A 17,867-nucleotide genomic window follows, 5' to 3' on the forward strand; every position below is an offset into this window, starting at 1 on the left:
GATGCACCACCGTGAGTGCGCGATCGCATCACGACCACCCCTGTTGGTGACGGTTCACGACCTGCGCCGACAGGCGACCGCACCCCCGACATTCGCGCTCACCAGGAGGCAACCATGTTCGCCCACTCGGATCGGCTCCCCAGCGGGGCACCGCTGCCCAACGGCATCAGCACCCCCACCCCGTGGGGGTTGCGCCGCATGGCACCGTACCCGGCCCTCGCCCCTTCCTACGCCCGTGTGGAGCTGGACCCCGCCACTCAGACCGGCCGCTACTTCGACGCGTCCGGGGCCGTGTTGGAGATGCCGGGTCACGGAACCAGCACCGGCACCAGGCCGGCGACCAACACCGGCAACTCCTCGAACGGGGCCGGCCCGGGAGGCAACGGTGGCGGCGACCAGGATTCCGGGAACGACACCGACCAGTGACAGACATGGGTCCGGTTCTGGTCGTCACCAATCTGGACGACCCCACGACCGACCTGGTGATTGACGAGCTGCACGGCCGGGGTGTCCCGGTCGTGCGATTCGACTCCGGGGACTTCCCCGCCACCCTGTCGATCGCGGCCACCCTCACGTCGAACGGGATCGAGGGCACGCTGACCACGCCCACGCGTACCGCCGACCTGTCCCGCGTCCGTTCCCTGTACTACCGCAGGCCCTCCGGATTCGCCTTCCCCCACCTCGACGACCAGACGGCGCGCTTCGCCGTCACGCAGGCCCGCTACGGCATCGGCGGGGTCCTCGCCTCGCTGCCCGGCTGCCGGTACGTCAACCACCCTCACCGCATCGGTGACGCCGAGTTCAAGCCGTCCGGGCTCGCCGTCGCGGCCGCGTGCGGGTTCCGGCTGCCTCCCACAGTGATCACCTCCGACCCCGACACCGCGCGCGCCTTCGTCAAGGCCCACAGCCCGGTGCTCTACAAGCCGCTGTCCACGCCGCTGTACCGGATCGACGGCGTCTCCTGCACCGTCGAGGTGCGCGAGGTCACCGCCGACGAGATCGACGACTCCGTGAGCGGCACCGTCCACCTCTTCCAGCAGAGGATCGACAAGACCGGCGACGTGCGCGTGACCGTCATGGGCGACCACGTGTTCTGCGTCCGCATCGACTCGGACCTGCTGGACTGGCGCACCGACTACGCGCGACTCCGGTACGGCGTGGTCCAGCCGCCGCCCGGTGTCCTCGAATCTCTGCACGCCTATCTCGACCACTTCCGGCTGGTGTTCGGCGCTTTCGACTTCGCCGTGGACCGCCGGGGCCAATGGTGGTTTCTGGAGTGCAACCCCTCCGGGCAGTGGGCGTGGCTGGAACCGGAGACCGGGCTGCCGATGGTGGCGGCGATGGCGGATCTCCTGGAGAGGAAAACGACGTGAACGACGAAGAAGTGAGCGCCAAGAGACTGAGGACGCGGCTCGCAGAGCGGCTGACCGCCGACGGGCATCTGCGCACCGAACCCTGGCGAGAGGCCGTGACCGCGGTCCCGCGCCACGAATTCCTGCGCGGAGGCTTCTTCCAGGAGGTGGCCGGCTCGACACCCACTGCCTGGACTCCGGTCATGCAGGACGATGCGCGGTGGCTGGAGAGCTGCTACGAGGACGCGTCCCTCGTGACGCAGATCGCCGGCACGGTCGTACCGGGAGACATCCGCGGGGAGATCATGCGTGCCCCCACCTCGTCCAGCACCATGCCCGGCCTGGTCGTGCGCATGCTCGAAGACCTCCAGGTCGACTCGGGGCACCGGGTCCTCGAGATCGGTACGGGCACCGGCTACTCCACGGCACTGATGTGCCACCGGCTCGGCGACGACTCGGTGACCTCCGTCGAGGTCGACGAGGGCGTGTCCACCCGCGCCCGCAACGCGCTGGGACACTGCGGGTTCACACCCGACCTGATCGTCGGCGACGGCCTCGCCGGGCATCGGGACGGGGCTCCGTACGACCGGGTGATCGCCGCCTGCGGTCTCCTCACCGTCCCCCGCGAGCTGATCGAGCAGACCCGTCCCGGCGGAGTCGTGCTGGTCACCCTCTGCGGATGGCTGTACTCCTCCGAGCTGGCCCGGCTGACGGTCCACGAGGACGGCACGGCTTCCGGGCGCCTCCTCGGTGGGCGCATCTCCTTCATGCTCGCCAGGCCGCACCTGCCGCCACCGCTGGGACTGCTCCCCGACCTCGACGAGGGCGACGATCGACGTGCGGTCTTCGGCGCCGACGTGATCGAAGACTGGAACACCAGGTTCGTCGCCCAACTCGCCGCGCCACACGCTCAGTACGTCGTCCTCACCCGCGAAGGCCGTACGGAACACCTGTTCCTGGACGTCGACACCGGCGCCTGGGCCGTGCTGCGGGAGTACGACGGCCGGTGGACGGTCCGGCAGAACGGGCCGACCCGCATCTGGGACGCCGTCGAGGAGCACATCACCCGGTGGCGCGGCGCAGGAGCACCCCCGTTGGAGGAGTTCGAGATCACCCTCACGTCCGCACAGCCAACGATCGGCTGGCCCGGCCTCTGACCGCTGCGACCGCTGTCCCACGCACGCGCTCCGCCCCACCGGCACGACGGGGGCGGAGCGCTTCGCTGTGCCGGTCTCCGTACCCTTCCGTACACCGCCGCTCGTGGCCTCGTACGAAGGGCCCGCGTCAGCGCGTCACCGCTGGTCACGGCGGTAAACGGAGCGCCACCGTGGGTGCATGACCTCAACTCAACCACCCCTCGCGGCGCACCGGTTCACGATGTCCTTCAGCTCCTCCCCGCGCGGTGCCCGCCTCGCCCGGCGCATGTGCGAGCACCGGCTGGACACCTGGGGCGTGCCGTACGGCAGCGACGCGCACGGCGTCCTCTCCCTCGTCGCGGCCGAGCTGTGCGCCAACGCCGTCCGGCACGGGCATGTGGCCGGCCGTGACTTCCACGTACTGCTGACGGCCGACGCGGCCACCGAAGTTGTACGCATCGAGGTCACCGACACACGTGGTGAACGCCTGCCCGCGCTCCCGGCCGCGTCGCGGGCCGACGGCGAGGGCGGGCGCGGCCTGCTGCTCGTCGAGGCGCTGGCCGACCGGTGGGGCTGCCGCCCGCGCCGCTCGGGCGGTCCCGGCAAAACGGTCTGGGCGGAGTGCACCGCACCTGGCCTGATCTCGCCGCCGCTGATCCCGTAGGACCTCGCCTCGTCCGCACCGGCTGGACTCCCGCATCCCGTCCCGACCAAAATGTCGCATGCGCCGCGTCGGGCGCTCGACGGTCGGCAACAGGGCGAACGCGAAGGCCAAGATCTCCGACGACGCGGCGCTGCTCGGGTGATGGCGGTACGGCTCGGCGGTACTGCCGGGAGTGTGGTGATCCGCTGTCGCAGACGACGGCTTTCACTCCTCTTTGAGGGTCCGGACGCTGACGAAGTCGATCGCGCACCGCGACCGGCCCAGTCCGCTGCGGTCACCGAGTTCGTCCAGGACCAAACCGGTGGAGCTTGGCCCTTACCCGAGCCTCGGTCCATTCATCACAGGTGCGTCGCCCGGCGCAGCAGGCGGTCGATGTTCTCGCGGCTGCGCCGGTCGGTGGGGGTCTGGACGACGAGGCGGACGCCGGGGTGGTCGGTCAGTTCCATGCCGGTGGTACGCAGGCTCACTTCGCCGATCCCAGGGATGTCGTAGCGCTTGTCGCAAAGGCGCGGTGGAGCGACGTCGTGCGTGGCCCAGAGCCGAGAGAACAGCGGGCTGACGGTACACAGACGGGCGACGAAGTCCTGCCATTGCGGGTCGCCAGCATTCTGGCTGTAGCGATAGCGGAACCCTGCCACGGCCTCGGGCGCCTGCTCGTCGCGGTTGACGACGCGGTAGTGCCCCTCCGGTGCCGCGAAGAGGTTCCAGAGGGTGTTGCGCTTGCCAGGCGGAGCACTGACCAGCGCGGGGTGCAGGGCCGCGTATGCGCGGTTCCAACGCAGTACGTCGGTGCGGGCGTCGACCAACATGGCGGGCAACGGGTCCAGGGCTCCCAGGACGGTGTCGAGATGGCCGGGGAGTTCGGTCGGCGGATCACTGATGACCGGGGGCTGGGGCACCTCGGCCAGACGGTAGAGGTGGTCACGCTCGGCGGCACCCAGAAACAGCGTGCGGGCCACCGCGTCGAGCACCTGCGAGCTGACGTTGATCGGCCGCCCCTGCTCCAGCCACGTGTACCAGGTGATGCCGACACCGGCCAGCTGGGCGACCTCCTCGCGACGCAGTCCGGGGGTGCGCCGACGGACGCCCGGGGGTATGCCGACGTCCTCGGGTGAGACCCGCGCGCGTCGTGAGCGCAGGAACTCCCGTAGTTCGGTCCGGTTCGTGGTGGTCGGCACCTGTCCACTGTGCCAGAGCCGGGAGGCGTCGGCCTGGTGCTGCCAACACCAGTGTCAGCAGGCTTCTGGCACCGGGGTCCGCACCAGGCACAGGCTCGTCCCGCCTGTGTTTCCCCAGGACGTTCCCTTCGGAACGGCTGGCCAGATGAACGGACGACGAGTTCCATGAGCAACGCGTTTCACAACAAGGTCGCGGTCGTGACGGGCGGGAGTGCCGGTATCGGCCACGTCACCGCGCGGGAGATCGCCGAAGGGGGCGGCACCGTCTACATCACGGGACGGGACCAGGACGCCCTGACGGCGGCGGCCGCGGATCTACCGGGTGATGTCGTCGGGGTGCGGGCCGACTCGCGCTCGGCCGACGACCTCGACCGGCTCTTCGCACAGGTGGAGCGGCGCAGCGGCCGACTGGACGTGCTGGTTGTCAACGCGGCGGCGATCGCGACCGCACCGCTGGGAGCCATCACCGAGGACGTCATCAGGTCGGTCTTCGACGTCAACATCACCGGCACGATCTTGACCGTCCAGAAGGCGCTGCCGCTGCTGGTGGACGGTGCCGTCATCGTCCTCACGGGCTCGATGGCCGCGCACAAGGCGTCGCGCGGGCGGAGTCTCTACGCGGCTTCCAAGGCCGGAGTCCGCGCCCTCGCCCGTACCTGGGCCCTTGAGCTGACCCCACGCGGGATCCGAGTGAACGTGGTGAGCCCGGGCCCGACGGACACTCCCGGTATCGCACAGCTGGCCGGCACCGCCGAGGAACGCGAGTCGCTCATCGCCACGATGGGCACCGGGACCCCGATGACCAGGGCCGGTACCGCGGAAGAGGTCGCCGCCGTCATCGCCTTCGTCGCCTCGGACGCAGCCTCCCACGTCAACGGCGCCGATTACCAGGTCGACGGCGGTTACGGCCAGGTCTGACATTGATGCTGATCCTCAGGTTCCGGCGGCCGTGGCTCGGGGTCTGACTGACGCCCTGCTGGGCTGTCTACCGGTCGTTCTGTCCGGCCTCCGGAGCCTGTTCTCATGGCTCCTGAATGATCTTTTCGCTTACCGGCGTCACTACTGCCCCCCCCCGGCCCGCGCGCGTTCTGCCACGGACACCATGTCCATCACCTGCGACAGACGTCCTTGCACACTCCGCCGAACCGCGACACGGCAGCACGAAGCCACCCGTACTGATCCCCGCTCATGTTCCCCCCAAGGACATGATCACCGGCACCGGCGCACGGTCCACGGTCCCTCACCGAATCCATAATGACAAGGGCATGGCAGGGCATCAGCCCCCTAACCGGGGCTTTCCGGTGGTATCGGCGTAACTCCAGGGGCGTGCGACGCTGTTGCACGCCCCCCCCCGCTCACGATCCGGCCGGTTCATGTCCCTGACGGGGACATTCCGTTCGCGGTGACGCGACTGCTTCCCGCTGGAGCCGAGGAGCCGGTTGGCTCCGGGGGCAGAGTTGCGAGGACTCCGTTCACAAGACTGCAACACCCGTTCCCACCATGCGGACTTACCGCACGCGACCTCGACAAACCAGGGACGTGGCTGTCACCCTCCCGCCATGCGTCTCGCCCCTCGTGCCTCCCGCCGCTCACTCGCCTGCGTCTCCGTCGCCCTGCTCGCGGTTGCCGTCGGCTGTGCGCCGCAGCCCGAGGACGACGCCTCTGCCAAGTCCTCCGGCGCGAAGGGCGGGTCTTCGTGTGTCGAGGGCGAACTCGCCACCAGGGCCTCCGGCAAGCTGACGGTCGCCACCGACCGGCCCGCCTACGAGCCGTGGTTCACGGGCGACGACCCGGCCAACGGCGAGGGCTTCGAGTCGGCCGTGGCGTATGCCGTCGCGGAGCGGCTCGGGTACGGCAGGGACGCCGTCGTGTGGCAGAGCGTGCCGTTCAACAAGGCCTTCGCCCCGGGCGAGAAGACCTTCGACTTCGACATCAACCAGGTGTCCGTGAGCGACGAGCGCAAGAAGGCCGTGGACTTCTCGTCGGGTTACTACGACGTCCGCCAGGCCGTCGTCGCACTGAAGGGGTCCAAGGCGGCGAGGGCGGCCGGCGTCGCGGACCTCAAGGGTTTCAAGCTGGGGGCCCAGGTGGGCACTACGAGCCTCGACTACATCGACGGGGTCGTGCAGCCGACCCGGGACCCGGCCGTCTACGCCAAGAACGACCAGGCCAAGTCCGCGTTGAAGAACGGCCAGGTCGATGCGATCGTGGTCGACCTGCCGACCGCGTTCTACATCACCTCCGCCGAGGTGACCGATGCCCGGATCGTCGGTCAGTTCGAGAACCGGGGCGGGGCCCCGGAGCAGTTCGGTCTGGTGCTGGACAAGGGCAGCGCGCTCACCGCCTGTGTGACGGACGCCGTGGACGCGCTCCGTGCGGACGGCACCCTGGCGAAGATCGAGCAGCGGTGGCTCTCCGAGGCGGTCGACGCGCCGGTGCTCAAGTGAGCGTCGTCAAGGACGGGTTCGGTCGCGACGATGCGGGCGACGAGCGCAATGAACACGGTTTCCCGGGCGGCAGCCCGTACGTGCCGTCGGCCCGCCGGCTGGAGCGCGAGCGGTACCGGCGTGTCCGGGCCCGCCGTGCCACGGCGGTCGCCGCGCTCTCGACCCTGGTCACCGGGGTCGTGGTCTACCTGCTTGTTGTCAGCGCGCCCGGCTGGCCGCGCACCAGGGAGACCTTCTTCAACGGGCAGTACGCGCGCGAGGCGTTCCCGAAGGTCGTTGAGGGCCTCTGGCTGAACCTGCGGCTGCTGCTGGTCTGCGGCGCCGCCGTGCTGGTTCTCGGCATGCTCATCGCCGTCGCCCGCACCTTGCGCGGCCCCGTGTTCTTCCCGCTGCGGGTGCTGGCGGCGGCGTACACGGACTTCTTCCGGGGACTGCCGCTGATCATCAACCTGATGATCGTGGTCCTCGGCGTCCCCGCGCTGCGTCTTCAGGGCGTCACGGTCGACCCGGTGCTCCTCGGGGGCACGGCGCTGACGCTGACGTATTCGGCGTACGTGGCCGAGGTGTTCCGCGCGGGCATCGAGTCGGTGCATCCCTCGCAGCGCGCGGCGGCCCGGTCCCTGGGCCTGTCGAACCGGCAGGCGCTGCGGTTCGTGGTGCTGCCGCAGGCGGTGCGCCGCCAGGTGCCGCCCCTGCTGAACGACCTGGTGTCGCTGCAGAAGGACACCGGGCTGGTGTCGATCGGGGGCGCGGTGGACGCCGTACGCGCGGCGGACATCATCGTGGGCCGCAGCCTCAACTACACGCCGTACATTGTGGCCGGGCTGGTCTTCGTCGCCCTGACCATCCCGATGACGCGCTTCACGGACTGGGTGACGGCCCGGATGGACCGCCGGCGGGCGCAGGGAGGAACGACATGAACGACGGTGACCTTCCGGTGCTGCGGATGGAGTCCGTCCGCAAGACCTTCGGCGGCTCGGTCGTGCTTCGTGACGTCGGTATCGAGGTCCCGCCGCACACGGTGACCGCCCTGATCGGCGCCTCCGGCTCCGGCAAGTCGACACTGCTGCGGTGCGCGAACCTCCTGGAGGACATCGACGACGGCGCGATCTGGCTGGACGGCGAGGAGATCACCGACCCGCGTGTCGACCAGGACGCGGTACGGCGCCGGATCGGCGTGGTGTTCCAGGCGTACAACCTGTTCCCGCACATGACGGTGCTGGAGAACATCACGCTCGCCCCGCGTCGGGTGCACGGCGTACCGCGCGCCGAGGCGGAGCAGCGGGCCGTGGAACTGCTGGAGCGGCTCGGGCTGGGCGGCAGGGCGGGCGAGTACCCGGACCGGCTCAGCGGCGGCCAGCAGCAGCGGGTGGCGATCGCGCGCGCCCTCGCCGTACGGCCCCGGCTGCTGCTGCTCGACGAGATCACCGCGGCGCTCGACCCGGAGCTGGTCGGCGAGGTGCTGAACGTCGTCCGCGACCTCAAGGGCGACGGCATGACCATGATGCTGGCCACGCACGAGATGGGCTTCGCGCGCGAAGTCGCCGATCAGGTCTGCTTCCTGGACTCGGGCGTGGTACTGGAGCGCGGCACGGCCGAGCAGGTTTTCGGCGACCCGCAGCACGACCGCACACGGCGCTTCCTGCGGCGGATCGTGGAGGCGGGCCGCCTGTGAGGGGCCGCCGTCGATGAAAGAGCTTCCACCGAGTCCCGGTACCTGATTCTCATGCCGGGCCCTCGCCCGGGTCCAGGGCCTTTCCCAGGAGGCTCACCAGCTGCTCCAGGTCCTCCGCCGACAGCCGGGCCAGCGGCGTCAGCGCCACCGTCGCCTCGATGACCGCCGACCGTACCCGGCGTCCCTCCTCCGTCAGCGCCACCACGCGTGAGCGGCGGTCCGCCGGGTCGGGGGAGCGTTCGGCGAGGCCGCGGTTGGTGAGCTGGTTCATGACGAAGCTGAGGTTGGGCGCGTTGCAGTAGAGGCGGCCGGCCAGTTCCTTCATCGAGGGCGCTGCCTGGTCCGGGTCGATCGCCCAGAGGGCGTGGGCGGTCGCGGGAGTCAGGCGGTGTTCGGCCAGGACCGCCTCGACGCGGTCGCTGGTCTGCAGGAACAGCTCGTGGTTCGCCGCCACCGCAGCCTCGATGGTGCGTCGCGTCATGGGCATCATCCTAGCCTTTTTACTTCGAGGGTCGAAGTGTATGTTGATGGCTCCGATTACTTCGAGACTCGAAGTACCCCGGGGCGTTCCGGCCTGCAATCCGCCGGGAGCGACCAGCCGAGAGGGAGCAGTCACGCATGCACGACTACGACTACACGGACACCACCGCCCTGGTCACCGGGGCGTCGAAGGGGCTGGGCGAGGCCTACGCCCGGGACCTCGCCTCCCGCGGCGCGCACCTGGTACTGGTCGCACGCTCGGGCGACGCCCTTCACGCCCTTGCCGACCGGATACGGGAGGCGCATTCCGTCCGCGTCGACGTGGTCGCCGCGGATCTCTCGGACCGGCATTCGCCGCAGGCCGTCGTCGACGCCGTCGACGGACTCGGTCTGGACGTCGATCTCCTCGTCAACAACGCCGGGACGGGCGCGGTGGGACCGTTCCTCGGGCGGCCTCTCGGCCCCACCCTCCAGTCCGTCGACGTGAACGTCACCGCGCTCGTGGGCCTGGTGCACCTGCTGGGCGCCCGCATGGTCGCCCGCGGGCACGGCGGTATCGTCAACGTCGCCTCGACCGCCGCCTTCCAGCCCATGCCGTACCAGGCGAGCTACGCCGCGACCAAGGCGTTCGTGCTCTCGTTCACCGAGGCGCTCGCCGAGGAGGTACGGGGCACCGGCGTACGCGTGATGGCGGCCCACCCGGGAGCCACCGACACCGGGTTCTTCGACGGCACGACCGCGTCCATGAACCCGAGGTTCACGGACGCCCCCGCCGACGTCGCCGCCAAGACGCTCGACGACTTCGCGCGCGGCGCGTTCCTGTCCTTCCCCGGGCGCCGCTCCCAGCGCGCCGCGGCCTTCGTGCCCCGTCTGCTGCCGCGTCCCGCCGTAGCCCGCCTGACCGGGAGGCTCAACCGCAAGCTGGGGTTGCGGGACGTCCGCGACCTCGCCCCCGTGCGGGGGAAGTGATGACCGCGCTGAGCGAGCCGCTGCGTCTGGGCAGCGGCGCCGTACTGCCCAACAGGATCGCCAAGGCCGCGATGGAGGAGTTGCTCGCCGTGCCGGGGCAGTTGCCCGGGGACGCGCTCCTCACGCTCTACCGGCGCATGGCCGCGGGAGGCGCGGGGCTTCTCCTCACCGGGCACGTCATGATCGACCGCCGGGCGGTGGCCCAGCCCGGCGATGTCGTCCTGGAGCGGGATACGCCTCTGGAGCCGTTCCGGCGGTGGGCGGAGGCCGGGCGGTCGGCGGGCGGGCGGGTCTGGATGCAGATCAATCACCCCGGGCGCGTCGTACCCAAGGACCTCGCCCGCACCACTTGGGCCCCCTCGGCCGTGCCCATCGAGGTCGGCGGTCTGTCCCGCATGTATCCGACGCCCCGGCCGATGGGCGAACGGGACATCGAGGAGGTGGTGGAGCGCTTCGCCGTGACCGCGCGGCGGGCGCGGGAGGCCGGCTTCGACGGGGTCGAGATCCATGCCGCCCACGGGTACCTCCTCTCCCAGTTCCTCTCCCCCTTGGTGAACCGGCGCGAGGACCGATGGGGCGGCAGCCTGGCCAACCGTGCCCGCCTGCTGCTCGACGTCGTCGGCGCGGTGCGCGAGCGCGTCGGTACGGACTTCGCCGTGGGCGTGAAACTGAACTCGGCCGACTTCCAGCGCGGCGGCCTCGACACCGACGACGCGCGCGACGTCATCAAGATGCTCGCCGACGTGGGGGCGGACCTGGTGGAGCTGTCCGGCGGCAGCATCGAGAGCCTGGCCACCGCCGGCGCCCCCGCCGACGGCCGCACCCTGGCCCGCGAGGCGTACTTCCTCTCCCTCGCCGAGCAGCTCGTCGCCACCTCGCCGCTGCCGCTGATGCTGACCGGCGGGATCCGGCGGCGTGCCGTCGCCCAGCAGGTGATCGACTCCGGGGTCGCCGTGGCGGGCGTGGCCACGGCGCTGGCGATCGACCCCACGCTGCCGGGGCAGTGGCTGGACGGCCGCGACGCGCCGGCCGACCCGCCCCGCACCCGGCTGCGGAACAAGACGCTCGCCGCCGCGGCCCTCCAGTCCGTCACCTCACGCCAACTCGCCCGCCTCGGACGGGGCAGGCCGCCCACGACGCTCTACTCCCCCGCCGTCGCACTTCTCCTCGAACGCCTCGTCCGGGCGCGGCGCCGCCGCGAGTACCTCAAGTGGCACACGCCCGGCTGAGGGTGGAAACGCGACCAGGCCGGGGAGGGCGGCAGCGTGACCGATACGGCACCGGCCCGTGTCGTGATCTGCCGAACACACAGGCCGAACCGGACCACCCTTGATCGTTTCACGGGCTCTATGGACGTCTGAATCGAGTTGGGATTTCATGATTCCATGACCAAAAGGGAGCGTTGGGCACTGGCTCTCTGGCTGTCGGGGGGTGTGGTCGTCGTCTGGGCCGTGGTCCACTTCGGTTTCGAACCGGTGACGGCGGCACTGGGCATCGGCGGGACGCTGTTGGTGGCGTCTCCCGCCAGGACCGCCATCGCCCGGACCTGGGCGTGGAATGCCGAACGCAGCGACGGCACGCAACTCGACGCGGCCGCGACCGCGTTGGCATACGCAGTCGAACGGCACTGGGCCGGCGAGGCCAGCCGCCGTCGGCAGCGTCTCGCGGTGGACCGGATCCCACTCCGCTGGGACACGGTCCACGACCCCCGCCCCCGCGACGTCTCCACCGGGGCGACGGACGGCCCACGGCCGGACCGCGGAAGCATCGACGAGCTCATCGAAGACTACGCCGACCGGCCCTCGCGCCTGGTCGTGGTGGGCGACGCCGGCTCGGGCAAGACCGGCCTCTGTGTCGACCTCACGCTGGCCCTGTGCCGGCGCAGGGACCCGCGTCGCGTGCCCGTCCTGCTGCAACTCTCCGGCTGGAACCCGGAGGTGAGCTTCCAGGACTGGATCGTGCATCGCCTCACGGAGGACTACCGGTTCCTCTCGGACACCACGAAGTACGGTACGGGGGCAGCCATGGAGCTGCTCCTGCACGACCGGCTCCTGCTCCTCCTCGACGGGCTCGACGAACTGCCGTCCGCGTTGCGCGGGCAGGTGCTCAGGGCCCTGCGTGAGAACGCCCATCTGCCGGCGGACACCGTCCTGACGTGCCGTTCGGCCGAGTACCGCCTGACGGTTGCCGAAGAGCCTCTTCCCGACAGCCGGTTGATCCGGCTCCTGCCCGTCTCGGTGGACGACACCGTGGCCTATCTGGAGTCGCACTTCCCCGACGACCTGGAACGCTGGGGCCAGGTCGTGCGCAGCCTGCGTACGGACCCGAGCGGTCCCCTCGCGACCGCACTGTCCAATCCCCTCATGCTCTTCCTGATCCGGGCCACGTATCAGCGTCGAAGCAGCACACCGGCCGGTCTGCTCGACACCACCGGCTTCGGCACGAGTGAGCTGATCGAACAGCATCTCCTCGACGCGTTCGTCCCGGTCGTCTTCGCCTCTCCTCCGATGGGCGCGGACGACGGCAATCCGAGACGTCCCTCGCACCAGTGGCCCGCCCAGCGGGCTCAGCGATCCCTTGCCTTCTTCGCCGAGCGGCTGGAGTCCCGCCTCCACGGCGAGGAGGAAGGCACCGTCGATCTGAGCTGGTGGGAGCTGCGCACCCTGGCCGCCATCCCCCGCTATCCGTTTCTGCTGGTGCCCGCGCTGATCGGCACGGTCGGCTGCTGCTTGCTGGGGCTGCTCGTGTTCGGCCTCTTCGGACGGGCCGGTTTCGGCGCTCTCTTCGGTACCGCGGTCGGCCTGGTCTTCAGTCCTCTCCTCGGTCTCGTGCGGGCGGAGCCGCCGAGACGTTTCGCCCCGCGCCACAGCGGCCGGCGACACCGCCTCGTGCTGCGTCCGCTCTTCCTCGACCTCGGGTTCGGCCTGATCGGGCTCGTCACCGGAGGGCTCATCGCAGGGCTCCTGTACTCGGTCACCTACGGACTGGCCGCGGGACTCGCTTTCGGCTTCGTGTTCTCGTCGGCCCGTCGCTTCACTCGTGCCACAGAGCCCAAGCACGTGGTCACTCCGCTGAGATCTCTGCGGGACGACCGGAACGCCGTGCTGTACGCGTGGCTGTACGGCTCCGCCACGGGCGCGTGCGTGGGCGGCTTCCTCGCCACGGCCGGAACCGAACGGGCCCGTTTCGACCTGGTCTTCTCGGTCTCCCCCATCCTGCAGGGGCTCGCGGGAGCACTGGTCGGGGCCGTGCTGTCCGGCGCGGGACTCGGCATGGTCGTCCTCTCGACGAGCGCGTGGGGGCGCTACACCACCGCGCGGTGGTGGCTGGCATGGCGCAAGCGCACCCCGCGGGACCTGGCCGCCTTCCTGGACGACGCCCACAAGCTGGGTGCCCTGCGGTCCACCGGCGCTCATTACCAGTTCAGGCACGCGAGTCTGCAGCGTCACCTGGCCGCGCACCGCCCAACCGTCCGGGCGAGGACCGCGGACTCACCCAGCGGCTGACCCTCCGTCCGCCGACGCGTCCGCCCGTACCACCGGGCCCGTCTCCGGCGCCGCCATGGACAGTACGGGCGCGCCGAGCACCCAGAAGGTGGTACGGCTCGGCCAGTGCCTGCCTCGTCGGCCCCGGGCCGGAGGTTCCGGGTGGTAGGAGGCCCTTGGGAAGCGAACCCCGGCTCCGCTCGGCCGGCGCCCGGCAGCGACCATCTCTATCTCCGTGAGGCCCGCGCTGACCGCGTCCAGTGCCGTGAACTGCCGCCCCGGCAGCGGAAAAGCGAACTCCACGACGACCCTGGACGACTGGCCGGACCCGCGCTCCGAGGCCTGCCTGTCCAGGAGTTCGCGCACATCACCGGGCCGCGTCAGTTCGTAGCTCGATGCGTCGGTCCGTGCCGGTTCGCGGCTCGATGCGTCGCGATGGCCGGGGCCGGTCGCCAGCCGGTGCCGGACCGTACAGCGCACCACCTCGAACCACGTGTCACGGAGGACTTCGGTCTGCACCGCGAGCCATCTCCGCTCGTACCTGCGCTGCTGCCTCTCGGCCCTGACCAGCGCCCAGGCACGGATCACCAGCCACATCACGAGCACCCCGGCGGTCCAGCTGAGGTAGGGGCGGGCCGGGGCCACCACAGCGAACTGCCCCGCCCAGAGTGCCACGGGGAGCAGGAAGCCCCTTCGGTTCGCGAGGTGCGCCTCGGCAAAGCGCGGTGCCCGCAGCCGCACCAGGGTCGTACGGACGAACGACGCGAGCGGGGACTCCGCCGGATAGAGCGGGACTTGGAGGTCGGGGCGCGGCATGTTGCCGTCGCCGCTCCGCGCGTTGGGCGGCTCCTCGGTCGTACCGGCTGAAGTGTCCACTTCCCCCGCCCGTCCCGGCCCGGTTGCTCCCTCATAGAACGTACCCGAACGCCCGGCGGCCTCACCCATGGCTTCCGGCTCGTCGCCCCTCCGCCGGTGGAGTAGGCGTGGCCGTACGCGGTTAGCCTTCTCAGCATGGGGGACGCCGGGCACCATGGGCTGCGCGATGCATCAGCAGTCGTCTGTTGTGCACTGTCCGCGCGAGGGTGGGGCTCGGTGCTGAAGTTCGCTCGTACCGAGCACCGACAGGTGGTGCGCGCTTTCGACCGGACCGCACTTCCCCTCATCGAGCAGACCCTGCGAGACGATCGCCGCAGACACACCGTCCGCGCATCCCTGCTGGGCACGAGCATGAAGGTGGGACTGGCGATGTGGGGATACGCCTCCATGGCGCGCGTCCCCTTCGACGCCGAACTGTCGGTTCTGGGAAGCTCGTTCACCCGTCTCTACGACGATCTCATCGACCACTGCGATCGTGACGACCTGGACATCGACCTCTGCGGCCTGTTCGCCGGCGAGTCGTTCCGCCCGCACGACCGCTTGGAAGAACTGCTCATCCTCCTGCACGGCGCCATCGCCATGCGCATGCCCCATTTGCCCGACGATCCGATCTACCCCCTCCTGCGTCACCTGCACGAGGTCCAGCTGCGGTCCCGCCGCCAGCGGGACTCCGACTTGTCCTCCGCGGAGATCGTCGAGATCACCAGAGGAAAGGGCGGACTGGGAATGGTCGCCCTGCTCGCCCTTCTGCGCCCGCGGATGTCGCCACGGGAACACGACCTCATCATGGAACTGGGCGACCTCTTCCAACTGCTGGACGACCTCCACGATCTCGCTCTCGACCGGGCGGAGCACATCACCACCAGCGCGACCCTGGGCACCTTTTCCCTCACCGAGCTGGCCGCCCGCATCACCGCCCTGAGCAACCGGTTCCGCGCCTACTACGGGACCGCCCACCCCCTCTCCGCCCACCTGGCCCTGACGCTCATCGGCGCGCCCCTCGCAGCGCGGCGCGGCCGACGCACCTCGCCCGGCCCCGTCGCCGCGTTCCGCCCGCCGCGTCAGCTGTTCTCACGGGTGGACAACATCCGGCCCTGAGCAGTTCAGCGCGTACGGAAGCAGACCGTCCTCAGCCGGGCGGGTGCTCCTCGCTGCGCCGGTTGGCCCGGTCTATCTCGGCCATGTGCTGTTCGGCCCACTCGCGGAGTGCGGCCAGCGGTTCGTCCAGGGTCAGGCCGAGCGGGGTGAGTGAGTAGTACACGCGCGGGGGCACCGTGGCCTCCACCCTGCGGTCGACCAGGCCGTCGCGGGTGAGGCCCTGGAGGGTGACCGACAGCATCTTCTGCGAGACGCCGGCCATCCTGCGCTGCAGTTCCGCGAAGCGGACCTCGTCCGGGGACGCCTCCGCCAGGACCTTCACCGCCATGGAGGTCCATTTCGTGCCGATCCGGTCGAGCAGTCGGCGGGTGGGGCACTGGGGGTCGAACAGGTCCCCCCGACGGCCGTTCGGGGAGCGCGATGTCGAGGGGGTCACCTGGAGCTCACCACCTGTGGCAGAAGTGCGGTCTTGGCTCCGTCATGGTAGTTACCTATCGTTCTGTTGTCACCATTGGTAACCGCCATGGGTAACCGCCCGCCCCGAGGGAGCCTCCTTGTCTGTTACTTTCCGGCGCGTAAGCGTCAACGGCGTCGAGCTCAACGTGGCCCTCAGCGGTGAGGGGCCCGCCGTGTTGCTGCTGCACGGGTTCCCGCACACCTGGCAGCTGTGGACCCGTGTCATCGACCGGCTTGCGGAACGGCACCGGGTGATCGCGCCGGACACGCGGGGAGCGGGGGCCAGCGCGCGGGCGGCGGACGGGTACGACGCCGGGACACTGGCGCGCGACGCCGAGGCGCTGCTCGACGCCCTGGGAGAGCGGTCGGCGGCCGTGGTCGGCATCGACGCCGGTACGCCCCCGGCCTTTCTGCTCGCCATGCGGCGCCCCGATCTCGTCACCCGGCTCGTCGTCATGGAGTCGCTGTTGGGCACCCTGCCCGGCGCCGAGTCGTTCCTCGCCCAGGGGGCGCCCTGGTGGTTCGGGTTCCATTCCGTGCCCGGCCTCGCGGAGACGGTGCTCACCGGGCACGAGGAGCAGTACATCGACTGGTTCCTCGATGCCGGATCGCTTGGTGAGGGCGTCGCGCCCGCGGTGCGGGACGCCTTCGTCCGTGCCTACACCGGGAGCGAGGCCCTGCGCTGTTCCTTCTCGTACTACCGGGCGCTGCCCGAGAGTGCCGAGCAGATCAAGGAGGCCGTCGCGGGCGGCGGGCGGCTGACCGTGCCCACCATGGCCGTCGGTGCGCATCCGGTGGGAAGGACTCTTGAGCAGCAGCTCCGGCCGGTCGCCGATCACCTCGTCGGGCACCTCGTCGAGGACTGCGGGCACATCATCCCGCTGCACCGTCCCGAGCGGCTGCTCGGTCTCCTCGAACCGTTCCTCGGCGGGCCTCAGCCGTCCTGGCCGTCCACGCCGAGCGCGGTCAGCAGCATGGGCAGCGAGGCGTGCAGCTCACGCTCCCAGTAGGGCCAGCCGTGCGTTCCCGGGCCGTAGAAGTTCGTCGTCACGTGCCGCGCGCCGACCCGGCGCAGTTCCTCGGCCAGGGCGTGGTTCTGGCGGTTGAAGTCGGCTTCCAGCGCGCTGGTGCTGCCCGGTGCGTCCAGCGGGCCCGTCGTGCCGTCGCCGCAGGAGAGGTAGACCGGGATCGACCTGAGCCGTTCGGCCAGGTGGAAGGGGTCGTGGGACTGCCAGACACGGCGTTGGGCCACCGGGTCGCCCCAGACGCGGAGGGGGTCCTCGTCGCCGTTCGGGCCGGCGAAGAAGCCCAGGACGCGGTGGACCGACTCGTCGTCGAGGAGGGGGTGGGCGGAGCCCGAGTAGGCTGCCGTCGCCCGGAACATGCCGGGGTGCCGGGCGGCGTACGACAGGGCTCCCTGGCCGCCCATCGACAGGCCCGCGACGACCCGGGTGCCGCCCGCGCCCCAGTCGCGTTCCAGCAGCCTGCGCAGCTCCACCGTGTGGAAGGTCTCCCAGGCCGGGTCGCCGCCGCGGCCCTGGTTCCACCAGTCGCTGTACCAGCCGTTCCAGCCGGCCTCGGGCATGACGACCAGGACGTCGCGCAGGCTGTCGGTCTCCGCCACGTCGGTCATCGCGGTCCACGACGTGTAGTCGCCGCAGCAGCCGTGCAGGAGCCAGAGGGTGGGCCAGTGCCGGCGAGGGTGCCGCCCGTCGCCGAGGTCGTGCGGCGTCCAGCCGTCGGGCGTGAGGAGGCGGACCTCGACCGTGCGGCCGCCCAGGGCCGCCGACCGCACCGACAGGTCGACCTGCCGGTCCGCGACCCGGGTGACGGCGACCACCTCGGCGCCGGGGCGCGGGTGGGAGCCGGGCGGCGGTCCGGCGGTGCGTGCCGATGCCGTCGCCGGGGTGAGCGCGGCCAGGAGAGCCAGGAGCAGGGCCAGCAGTACGGCCGGGACCGGGAGGACTCCGGCGCCGGGGCGGTGCACGAGGTGAGGCGACTTCACGGACACGGCGGCTCCCTGGGGACGGAGTGGTGTGCTCTTCGTCGCG

At 70.7% G+C, this 17,867-nt stretch carries 18 protein-coding genes and 1 pseudogene; 13 read left to right on the forward strand and 6 right to left on the reverse strand.

The window, feature by feature from the left end; translation table 11 throughout:
- Positions 1-114 precede the first annotated feature (114 nt).
- The 4 genes from tgmA (at position 115) to IG94_RS0117870 (ending at position 3,152) form a co-directional block, all read left to right on the forward strand.
- A complete protein-coding gene (gene tgmA, locus IG94_RS0117855; protein WP_031037279.1) occupies positions 115-426 on the forward strand; it encodes a putative ATP-grasp-modified RiPP in 312 nt (103 codons plus the stop codon).
- A complete protein-coding gene (gene tgmB / locus IG94_RS0117860; RefSeq protein WP_206269842.1) occupies positions 423-1,373 on the forward strand; it encodes an ATP-grasp ribosomal peptide maturase in 951 nt (316 codons plus the stop codon). Before tgmA ends, tgmB begins: the two co-directional genes overlap by 4 nt.
- Complete coding sequence (tgmC, locus tag IG94_RS0117865) at positions 1,370-2,509, forward strand: ATP-grasp peptide maturase system methyltransferase (protein ID WP_052410732.1); 1,140 nt, start codon at positions 1,370-1,372, stop codon at positions 2,507-2,509. Before tgmB ends, tgmC begins: the two co-directional genes overlap by 4 nt.
- A gap of 178 nt (positions 2,510-2,687) precedes the next feature.
- The gene (locus tag IG94_RS0117870; RefSeq protein WP_224326123.1) at positions 2,688-3,152 is read left to right on the forward strand and encodes an ATP-binding protein; all 465 of its coding nucleotides are present in this window, start codon (positions 2,688-2,690) and stop codon (positions 3,150-3,152) included.
- A gap of 213 nt (positions 3,153-3,365) precedes the next feature.
- Here IG94_RS0117870 and IG94_RS42895 read toward each other — a convergent pair.
- Positions 3,366-3,501 (reverse strand): annotated as a pseudogene (locus IG94_RS42895) (IS5/IS1182 family transposase); the annotation flags it as partial.
- Entirely contained in the window at positions 3,491-4,330 is an 840-nt protein-coding gene (locus tag IG94_RS0117885) for a helix-turn-helix transcriptional regulator (protein WP_031037292.1), read from the reverse strand. The gene IG94_RS0117885 and the pseudogene IG94_RS42895, both read right to left, overlap by 11 nt.
- 165 nt (positions 4,331-4,495) lie before the next feature.
- On the opposite strand from IG94_RS0117885, the gene IG94_RS0117890 reads away from it, so the two are divergent.
- The 4 genes from IG94_RS0117890 (at position 4,496) to IG94_RS0117905 (ending at position 8,452) form a co-directional block, all read left to right on the forward strand.
- Positions 4,496-5,248, forward strand: coding sequence for an SDR family NAD(P)-dependent oxidoreductase (locus tag IG94_RS0117890; RefSeq protein WP_031037295.1), 753 nt, complete (start codon positions 4,496-4,498; stop codon positions 5,246-5,248).
- Between the two features lie 641 nt (positions 5,249-5,889).
- Positions 5,890-6,777, forward strand: coding sequence for an ABC transporter substrate-binding protein (locus IG94_RS0117895; RefSeq protein ID WP_031037298.1), 888 nt, complete (start codon positions 5,890-5,892; stop codon positions 6,775-6,777).
- Complete coding sequence (locus IG94_RS0117900) at positions 6,774-7,697, forward strand: amino acid ABC transporter permease (RefSeq protein WP_031037301.1); 924 nt, start codon at positions 6,774-6,776, stop codon at positions 7,695-7,697. The genes IG94_RS0117895 and IG94_RS0117900 overlap by 4 nt, the downstream gene beginning before the upstream one ends.
- Positions 7,694-8,452, forward strand: a complete 759-nt coding sequence (locus tag IG94_RS0117905; RefSeq protein ID WP_031037304.1) for an amino acid ABC transporter ATP-binding protein — start codon at positions 7,694-7,696, stop codon at positions 8,450-8,452. The genes IG94_RS0117900 and IG94_RS0117905 overlap by 4 nt, the downstream gene beginning before the upstream one ends.
- Before the next feature lie 49 nt (positions 8,453-8,501).
- On the opposite strand, the gene IG94_RS0117910 is transcribed toward IG94_RS0117905, so the two are convergent.
- Positions 8,502-8,933 (reverse strand): MarR family winged helix-turn-helix transcriptional regulator, encoded by a 432-nt coding sequence (locus IG94_RS0117910; protein ID WP_031037307.1) that lies wholly within the window; start codon positions 8,931-8,933, stop codon positions 8,502-8,504.
- 137 nt (positions 8,934-9,070) lie between these two features.
- Between IG94_RS0117910 and IG94_RS0117915 the strand changes: the two genes are divergently transcribed.
- The 3 genes from IG94_RS0117915 to IG94_RS0117925 all read left to right on the forward strand — a co-directional run bounded on the left by IG94_RS0117915 (position 9,071) and on the right by IG94_RS0117925 (position 13,407).
- Positions 9,071-9,901: an SDR family NAD(P)-dependent oxidoreductase gene (locus IG94_RS0117915; RefSeq protein ID WP_031037309.1), complete on the forward strand. Its 831-nt coding sequence runs from the start codon at positions 9,071-9,073 to the stop codon at positions 9,899-9,901.
- Entirely contained in the window at positions 9,901-11,130 is a 1,230-nt protein-coding gene (locus IG94_RS0117920) for an NADH:flavin oxidoreductase/NADH oxidase family protein (RefSeq protein ID WP_043483930.1), read from the forward strand. The genes IG94_RS0117915 and IG94_RS0117920 overlap by 1 nt, the downstream gene beginning before the upstream one ends.
- A gap of 156 nt (positions 11,131-11,286) precedes the next feature.
- Positions 11,287-13,407 carry an NACHT domain-containing protein gene (locus tag IG94_RS0117925; RefSeq protein ID WP_078892334.1) on the forward strand — a complete coding sequence of 707 codons (2,121 nt, stop codon included), beginning with the start codon at positions 11,287-11,289 and terminating at the stop codon, positions 13,405-13,407.
- Here IG94_RS0117925 and IG94_RS0117930 read toward each other — a convergent pair.
- Complete coding sequence (locus IG94_RS0117930; RefSeq protein ID WP_157852261.1) at positions 13,393-14,262, reverse strand: hypothetical protein; 870 nt, start codon at positions 14,260-14,262, stop codon at positions 13,393-13,395. The two genes, IG94_RS0117925 and IG94_RS0117930, sit on opposite strands and share 15 nt — an antisense overlap.
- Before the next feature lie 216 nt (positions 14,263-14,478).
- Here IG94_RS0117930 and IG94_RS0117935 point away from each other — a divergent pair, with 216 nt between their 5' ends.
- The gene (locus tag IG94_RS0117935) at positions 14,479-15,360 is read left to right on the forward strand and encodes a hypothetical protein (RefSeq protein WP_157852263.1); all 882 of its coding nucleotides are present in this window, start codon (positions 14,479-14,481) and stop codon (positions 15,358-15,360) included.
- Positions 15,361-15,391: 31 nt separating this feature from the next.
- Here the strand turns inward: IG94_RS0117935 and IG94_RS0117940 are convergent, their stop codons facing one another.
- A complete protein-coding gene (locus IG94_RS0117940) occupies positions 15,392-15,796 on the reverse strand; it encodes a winged helix-turn-helix transcriptional regulator (protein WP_031037323.1) in 405 nt (134 codons plus the stop codon).
- Positions 15,797-15,914: 118 nt separating this feature from the next.
- On the opposite strand from IG94_RS0117940, the gene IG94_RS0117945 reads away from it, so the two are divergent.
- On the forward strand, positions 15,915-16,826 hold the full coding sequence (locus tag IG94_RS0117945; protein ID WP_052410733.1) for an alpha/beta fold hydrolase: 912 nt from the start codon (positions 15,915-15,917) through the stop codon (positions 16,824-16,826).
- On the opposite strand, the gene IG94_RS0117950 is transcribed toward IG94_RS0117945, so the two are convergent.
- Positions 16,751-17,821, reverse strand: a complete 1,071-nt coding sequence (locus IG94_RS0117950; RefSeq protein WP_224326121.1) for an alpha/beta hydrolase — start codon at positions 17,819-17,821, stop codon at positions 16,751-16,753. The two genes, IG94_RS0117945 and IG94_RS0117950, sit on opposite strands and share 76 nt — an antisense overlap.
- Positions 17,822-17,867 lie beyond the last annotated feature (46 nt).

It is taken from the genome of Streptomyces olivaceus, from assembly GCF_000721235.1.
Classification (GTDB): domain Bacteria; phylum Actinomycetota; class Actinomycetes; order Streptomycetales; family Streptomycetaceae; genus Streptomyces; species Streptomyces olivaceus.